The 6,189-nt window shown below is 61.9% G+C and carries 7 protein-coding genes; 5 read left to right on the top strand and 2 right to left on the bottom strand.

What is annotated here, in order from left to right; translation table 11 throughout:
* Positions 1 to 204: 204 nt before the first annotated feature.
* Positions 205 to 1,236, bottom strand: a complete 1,032-nt coding sequence (rsmC, locus tag ACR6A7_RS17415) for a 16S rRNA (guanine(1207)-N(2))-methyltransferase RsmC (RefSeq protein ID WP_434126386.1) — start codon at positions 1,234 to 1,236, stop codon at positions 205 to 207.
* A 107-nt stretch (positions 1,237 to 1,343) separates the two neighbouring features.
* Here rsmC and ACR6A7_RS17410 point away from each other — a divergent pair, with 107 nt between their 5' ends.
* Genes ACR6A7_RS17410 through yjjG form a run of 3 tightly spaced genes read left to right on the top strand, consistent with a single transcriptional unit; the run spans position 1,344 to position 2,864 of the window.
* Complete coding sequence (locus ACR6A7_RS17410; RefSeq protein ID WP_434126385.1) at positions 1,344 to 1,754, top strand: DNA polymerase III subunit psi; 411 nt, start codon at positions 1,344 to 1,346, stop codon at positions 1,752 to 1,754.
* On the top strand, positions 1,726 to 2,166 hold the full coding sequence (gene rimI, locus ACR6A7_RS17405) for a ribosomal protein S18-alanine N-acetyltransferase (protein WP_338458498.1): 441 nt from the start codon (positions 1,726 to 1,728) through the stop codon (positions 2,164 to 2,166). Before ACR6A7_RS17410 ends, rimI begins: the two co-directional genes overlap by 29 nt.
* 17 nt (positions 2,167 to 2,183) lie before the next feature.
* Complete coding sequence (gene yjjG / locus ACR6A7_RS17400; protein ID WP_434126383.1) at positions 2,184 to 2,864, top strand: pyrimidine 5'-nucleotidase; 681 nt, start codon at positions 2,184 to 2,186, stop codon at positions 2,862 to 2,864.
* Between the two features lie 182 nt (positions 2,865 to 3,046).
* Here the strand turns inward: yjjG and ACR6A7_RS17395 are convergent, their stop codons facing one another.
* Entirely contained in the window at positions 3,047 to 3,706 is a 660-nt protein-coding gene (locus ACR6A7_RS17395; protein ID WP_434126381.1) for a YtjB family periplasmic protein, read from the bottom strand.
* Positions 3,707 to 3,814: 108 nt separating this feature from the next.
* On the opposite strand from ACR6A7_RS17395, the gene serB reads away from it, so the two are divergent.
* Positions 3,815 to 4,792, top strand: a complete 978-nt coding sequence (gene serB / locus ACR6A7_RS17390; protein WP_434126380.1) for a phosphoserine phosphatase — start codon at positions 3,815 to 3,817, stop codon at positions 4,790 to 4,792.
* 10 nt (positions 4,793 to 4,802) lie between these two features.
* Positions 4,803 to 6,185: a DNA repair protein RadA gene (gene radA / locus ACR6A7_RS17385; RefSeq protein WP_434126378.1), complete on the top strand. Its 1,383-nt coding sequence runs from the start codon at positions 4,803 to 4,805 to the stop codon at positions 6,183 to 6,185.
* Positions 6,186 to 6,189 lie beyond the last annotated feature (4 nt).

The raw sequence follows: 6,189 nt of genomic DNA, 5'->3' as shown, positions 1-6,189 counted from the left end.
GGGACTTGAACCCTCACGTCCGTTAAGACACTAACACCTGAAGCTAGCGCGTCTACCAATTCCGCCACCTTCGCGTACCAGCAATACATGACAGTATTGCAACCACGGAGGCGCATTCTAGAGATTTTACACCCGGCGTCAACAGATATTTCGCGACGGCGAAGCGACTGCTGTAAAAAGCAACGTTTTCACCGTCGCCGCTGCTTAGCGCGCTTTCGCGCCGCGGCCATAAACGGCGCGGTAGACCTTGAAGCGCCCGTTTTGCGCCAGCACTTCATGGCTGCCGAAGGTTTCGTCCAGCACCTGCGGATAGGGCAGGAAGGCGTTGGCCACAATGCGCAGTTCGCCGCCGGTGTTGAGGTGCTTCACCGCGCCGCGGATTAGGGTCTGTGCCGCGTCCAGGCTGGTTTCGCGCCCTTCGTGGAACGGCGGATTCGAGAGGATCAGATCGAAGCGGCCGGTGACGTCGGAGAAGACGTTGCTCGGGAAAACCTCGCCCTCAAAGCCGTTGATCGCCAGCGTCGCCTTGCTCGCCTCAATCGCCGCGGCGTGCACGTCGCACAGGGTCAGACGCACCTTCGGCGAGTGGTTGGCCAGCACCGCCGACAGCACGCCTGTGCCGCAGCCGATATCCAGCACTTTGCCTTTGGTGTGCGGCGCCAGGGTGGTGAGCAGCAGCGCGCTGCCGATATCGAGGTCGTCGCGGCTGAAGACGCCCGGCAGGGTGCAGATGGTCAGCGGATCGAGATCGTAGCTGTCGCGGAAGCTTTCGGCGTCGAACGTCGGCTTGCCTTCCAGGCGGCCGTGATAGAGTCCGCAGCGGCGCGCGCTGTCAATTTTGTCGAGCGTCACCCACTCTTCGACCATGCCTTCGGCGCTGCGCACGCCGCTGCGGTTTTCGCCCACGACGAAAATGTCGCAGCCCAGCGGCAGCAGGGAGAGCAGGTTCATCAGCTGGAACAGGGCTTCCGGCTTGTTTTTCGGCCAGAAGTAGATCAGCGTGTCGCAGCCTTCAACGTCTTCCTGCGTTGCCACCAGGCCGTAACGCGCCCGTTCGCCCAGACGGCGACTCAGGTTTTGCCAGTGATGATACTGCTGGGTATGCGCGCGCGATGAGGCGGTCTCCAGCTGAGCGGGCAGGTCATCCTGCATATCGCCAGCGAATAAGACGTGGCGGGCGGTAAATTCATCACTGTGGCGCAGTATGACTTCGCTGGCCGGGGTAAAAGCAGACATGAAAGGCTCCTGTTAGATCAGAGCGGCGATTATAGTGGTTTGTTGGCGCATGTTCGATGGGTTTGCTAGCATAGCGTCGCATTCCGGCAGCACATCAAGGGTAAATCATGACGTCCAGGCGCGACTGGCTGTTACAGCAAATGGGAATAACGCAGTATCAACTGCGACGCCCGCGCGTGCTTCAGGGCGAAATCGCGGTACGGCTGACGCCAGGCACAAAGCTGATTATCGTCGCCGAGGTCGCGCCCGGCCTGCACGAGCCGCTGGTGCGCGATGTGCTGCACGTGCTTGGCCTGCAGCCCGCCCAGGTGATGGCGCTGACGCCCGATCAGCTGCAGATGCTGCCCGAATCGCTCGACTGCGCGGGCTGGCTGATCGGCCTCGACGGGCCGCACCCCTTTAGCGGCGTCGCGCTTCACTCAGCCTCTTTAAATGAACTCTCCAGCAGCGGCGCGGCGAAGCGCGCGCTCTGGCAACAGATGTGTAACCATGACAGCGATCTCTTTCCTCACCCCTGAGGACACCGCCCAGGCTTTCGCCATCGAGTGCCGCAGCCACGCTTTTCCGTGGCGCGAACAGACCTTTGCCAGCAACCAGGGCGAGCGTTTTCTTAACTATCGCCTCGACGTCGATGGCGTGATGGCCGCCTTCGCCATTACGCAGGTGGTGCTGGACGAAGCGTCGCTGTTTAATATCGCCGTCGATCCCGCTTTCCAGCGGCGCGGCTACGGGCGTCAGCTGCTGCAGCATCTTATCGCCGAGCTGGAGAAGCGCGACGTGATAACGCTGTGGCTGGAGGTGCGCGCCTCTAATCATCCCGCAATCGCCCTGTACGAGCAGCTCGACTTCCACCAGGTGAGCCGCCGCCCCAACTACTATCCCACCGCCAGCGGCCGTGAAGACGCCATCATCATGGCGCTGACGCTGTAGGCTTTTAAGGAGCTGTAATGTTAAAAGACTGGGATTGCATCCTGTTCGATGCCGATGACACCCTGTTCCACTTTGACGCGTTTGCCGGGTTGCAGCGTCTTTTCGCCAGTTACGACGTTCAGTTCACCGCGCAGGACTACGCCGACTATCAGGCGATCAACAAGCCGCTGTGGGTCGATTACCAGAACGGCGCCATCTCTGCACTGCAGCTGCAGACGCGGCGTTTTACCGGCTGGGCGGAGAAGCTGAGCGTAGCGCCGGACGTGCTTAACAGCGGCTTTCTCAGCGCCATGTCGGAGATCTGCATGCCGCTGGAGGGCGCGGTCAGCCTGATGCACGCGCTGCACAACAAGGTGCCGATGGGCATCATCACCAACGGCTTTACCGCGCTGCAGCAGGCGCGTCTGGAGCGCACCGGCTTCCGCGACTATTTCTCAGCGCTGGTGATCTCCGAGCAGGTCGGCGTGCCGAAGCCGGACGCGGCGATTTTCGACTATGCGCTGGAGAAGATGGGCAACCCGGATCGCAGCCGCGTGCTGATGGTGGGCGATACGCCGGAGTCCGATATTCTCGGCGGCATGAACGCCGGTTTAAAAACCTGCTGGATCGACCACGGCACGCGACCGCTGCCAGAGGCGATTCGCCCGACCTGGACGGTGACCTCGCTGGGCGAGCTAAAAGCGCTGCTGATCGCCTGAGTATCTATTCACCGTAGCCACTGATTCAAAGCTAAGAAGCCCGCAAAGCGGGCTTCTTTTCATTTAAAATCTATTCACGAAGCTATTCATTCGACGTGAATGGAGTTGCACTTTTGCTTGAGTACGCTCTGGTTGGCCCCATATGAAATGGCGAAAACCGATAAAGAGGGCGTGCCTGTGGCTTAAGGCGTCTGCTCTTTCTTCTCGCCGTCGTCGTCGCCATCCTCTTTCACCGGCGTGCTGGCGGTCAACAGAAACGGCGACTGCTGCCAGCGGGTGCGGCGATCGCGCAGCAGCGTGCGCGACAGAATAATGCCGATGGCCAGCGCCAGCAGCATCATCAGGCGCAGAATATTGGTGGTGTTGTCGACCTGACGCGACTCGGTGACCAGCACATGAGTATCCAGCGTCACGCGCAGGAAGCCGAGCGGGCCGTCGCTATTGCCGAGCGGCTCTACCAGCTGATGGTTGAAGTAGCTGCCGGCGCGCTTGCCGTCGAGCGCCAGGCGATCGCGCACGTTAATGTTTTCGCCGCTGTGCGCCACCAGGCTGCCGTCGTCGGCGTAAACCGAGGCGTCGAGAATGCGGCTGTTGGTGGTCATCTGATTGAGGATGGCTTCGATCTGGCTGCGGTTATCGTCGCTGTTGTCCATCAGCGGCGACAGGCTAAAGGCGACCTGCTTCGTCAGGGTCTGCGCCAGCTCCTCGACCTGCTCGGATCGCGCCATCTGATGGCCGAGGCTAAACCAGGAGGCGCCCTGCATCAGCACGACCAACAGCGCCAGCGAGATCAGCACAATCACCGTGCGGTGTAAGCGAAATTTCAGTGCCCTTTTAGCCATCGATAACCTGTGTCACGTCACAACAGAAACCAGGAGATTATGTTGCCAGAAGCGGCGCAGACAAGGTAGCCTCTTGCGTGGTTTTGTTGTCCCCCTACAGGAGCTCTGATGCCGAACCGTCTTACCTGGTGCGATCTGCCCGCCGAACTCTCCGAATGGCCGGGTTTACCCCTTTCCCTGAGCGGCGACGAAGTGATGCCGCTGGACTACCGTGCCGGTCGGACCGGCTGGCTGCTGTATGGCCGTGACCTGACTAAACAACAGCTTACCCATTATCAACATCAGTTGGGTGCGGCGATGGTGATCGTCAGCGCCTGGCGTGTTGACGATTATCAGGTGGTGCGTCTGGCCGGTTCGCTGACGCCGCGCGCCACGAAGCTGGCCCACGAGAACGGCCTCGACGTCGCGCCGCTCGGCAAGATCCCGCATCTGAAAACGCCGGGCCTGCTGGTAATGGACATGGACTCCACCGCGATTCAGATTGAGTGCATCGACGAGATCGCCAAACTGGCGGGCAGCGGCGAGCTGGTCGCAGAAGTGACCGAGCGCGCGATGCGCGGCGAGCTGGACTTCGCCGCCAGCCTGCGCCAGCGCGTGGCGACGCTGAAAGGCGCCGACGCCACTATTCTGAAGCAGGTGCGCGACGCGCTGCCGCTGATGCCGGGGCTGACCGAGCTGGTGCAGAAGCTGCAGGCGCTGGGCTGGCAGGTGGCGATCGCCTCCGGCGGCTTTACTTATTTCGCCGAATACCTGCGCGATACCCTGCACCTGGCGCACATCGCCGCCAACGAACTGGAGATACGCGACGGCAGGCTGACCGGCGAAGTGCTGGGACAGATTGTCGACGCGCAATACAAAGCGGATACCCTGAAGAAGCTGGCGCAGCGTTTCGACATCGCGCCGGAGCAAACCGTCGCCATCGGCGACGGCGCCAACGACCTGCCGATGATAAAGGCCGCGGCGCTGGGTATCGCTTATCATGCTAAACCCAAAGTGAATGAGCAGACGCAGGTGACTATCCGTCACGCCGATCTGATGGGCGTATTTTGCATCCTCAGCGGCAGTTTGATTCACGAAGAGCGTTAGAGGTACTGATTTGGCCAAAGCGGCAAAACGCGCCTTTGTTTGTAACGAATGCGGCGCAGACTATCCGCGCTGGCAGGGGCAATGCAGCGCCTGCCACGCCTGGAACACCATCACCGAAGTGCGTATTGCGGCATCGCCGGCGGCGGCGCGCAATGAGCGCCTGAGCGGCTACGCCGGCAGCGCGGGCGTCAGCCGGGTGCAGAAGCTGTCGGAAATCAGCCTGGAGGCGCTGCCGCGCTTCTCGACCGGCTTCAAAGAGTTTGACCGCGTGCTGGGCGGCGGCGTGGTGCCGGGCAGCGCCATCCTGATCGGCGGTAATCCCGGCGCGGGGAAATCGACGCTGCTGCTGCAGGTGATGTGCCGCCTGGCGCAGGAGATGAAAACCCTCTACGTCACCGGCGAAGAGTCGCTGCAGCAGGTGGCGATGCGCGCGCACCGTCTCGGCCTGCCGAGCGAAAACCTCAACATGCTGTCGGAAACCAGCATCGAGCAGATCTGCCAGATCGCCGAGCAGGAAGAGCCGAAGCTGATGGTGATCGACTCCATCCAGGTGATGCACATGGCGGATATCCAGTCGTCGCCGGGCAGCGTGGCGCAGGTGCGCGAAACCGCCGCCTATCTGACGCGCTTCGCCAAAACGCGCGGCGTGGCGATCGTGATGGTCGGTCACGTCACCAAAGATGGCTCGCTGGCGGGGCCGAAAGTGCTGGAGCACTGCATTGACTGTTCGGTGCTGCTGGACGGCGACGCCGACTCGCGCTTCCGCACGCTGCGCAGCCATAAAAACCGCTTCGGCGCGGTGAACGAGCTGGGCGTGTTCGCCATGACTGAGCAGGGGATGCGCGAAGTCAGCAATCCCTCAGCGATCTTCCTGTCGCGCGGCGACGAGATCACCTCCGGCAGCTCCGTGATGGTGGTCTGGGAAGGCACCCGTCCGCTGCTGGTGGAGATCCAGGCGCTGGTGGATCACTCGATGATGGGCAATCCGCGCCGCGTCGCGGTGGGGCTGGAGCAGAACCGTCTGGCGATTCTGCTGGCGGTGCTGCATCGCCACGGTGGCCTGCAGATGGCCGATCAGGATGTTTTTGTCAACGTGGTCGGCGGCGTGAAGGTCACCGAGACCAGCGCCGATCTGGCGCTGCTGCTGGCGATGGTGTCGAGCCTGCGCGACCGCCCGCTGCCGCAGGACCTGGTGATCTTCGGCGAAGTCGGGCTGGCGGGCGAGATCCGTCCGGTGCCGAGCGGCCAGGAGCGTATCTCTGAAGCGGCCAAGCACGGCTTTAAGCGCGCCATCGTGCCGGCCGGCAACGCGCCGAAGAAAGCGATCGACGGCATGAAGGTTTACAGCGCGAAAAAACTGGCGGACGCGCTGGCGATACTGGATGAGCTTTAAAGGC

Source organism: Pantoea phyllosphaerae, from assembly GCF_051025595.1.
Taxonomy (GTDB): domain Bacteria; phylum Pseudomonadota; class Gammaproteobacteria; order Enterobacterales; family Enterobacteriaceae; genus Pantoea.
The sequence above is the reverse complement of the archived record's forward strand: the minus strand, read 5'-3'. Positions and strand labels throughout refer to the sequence as shown.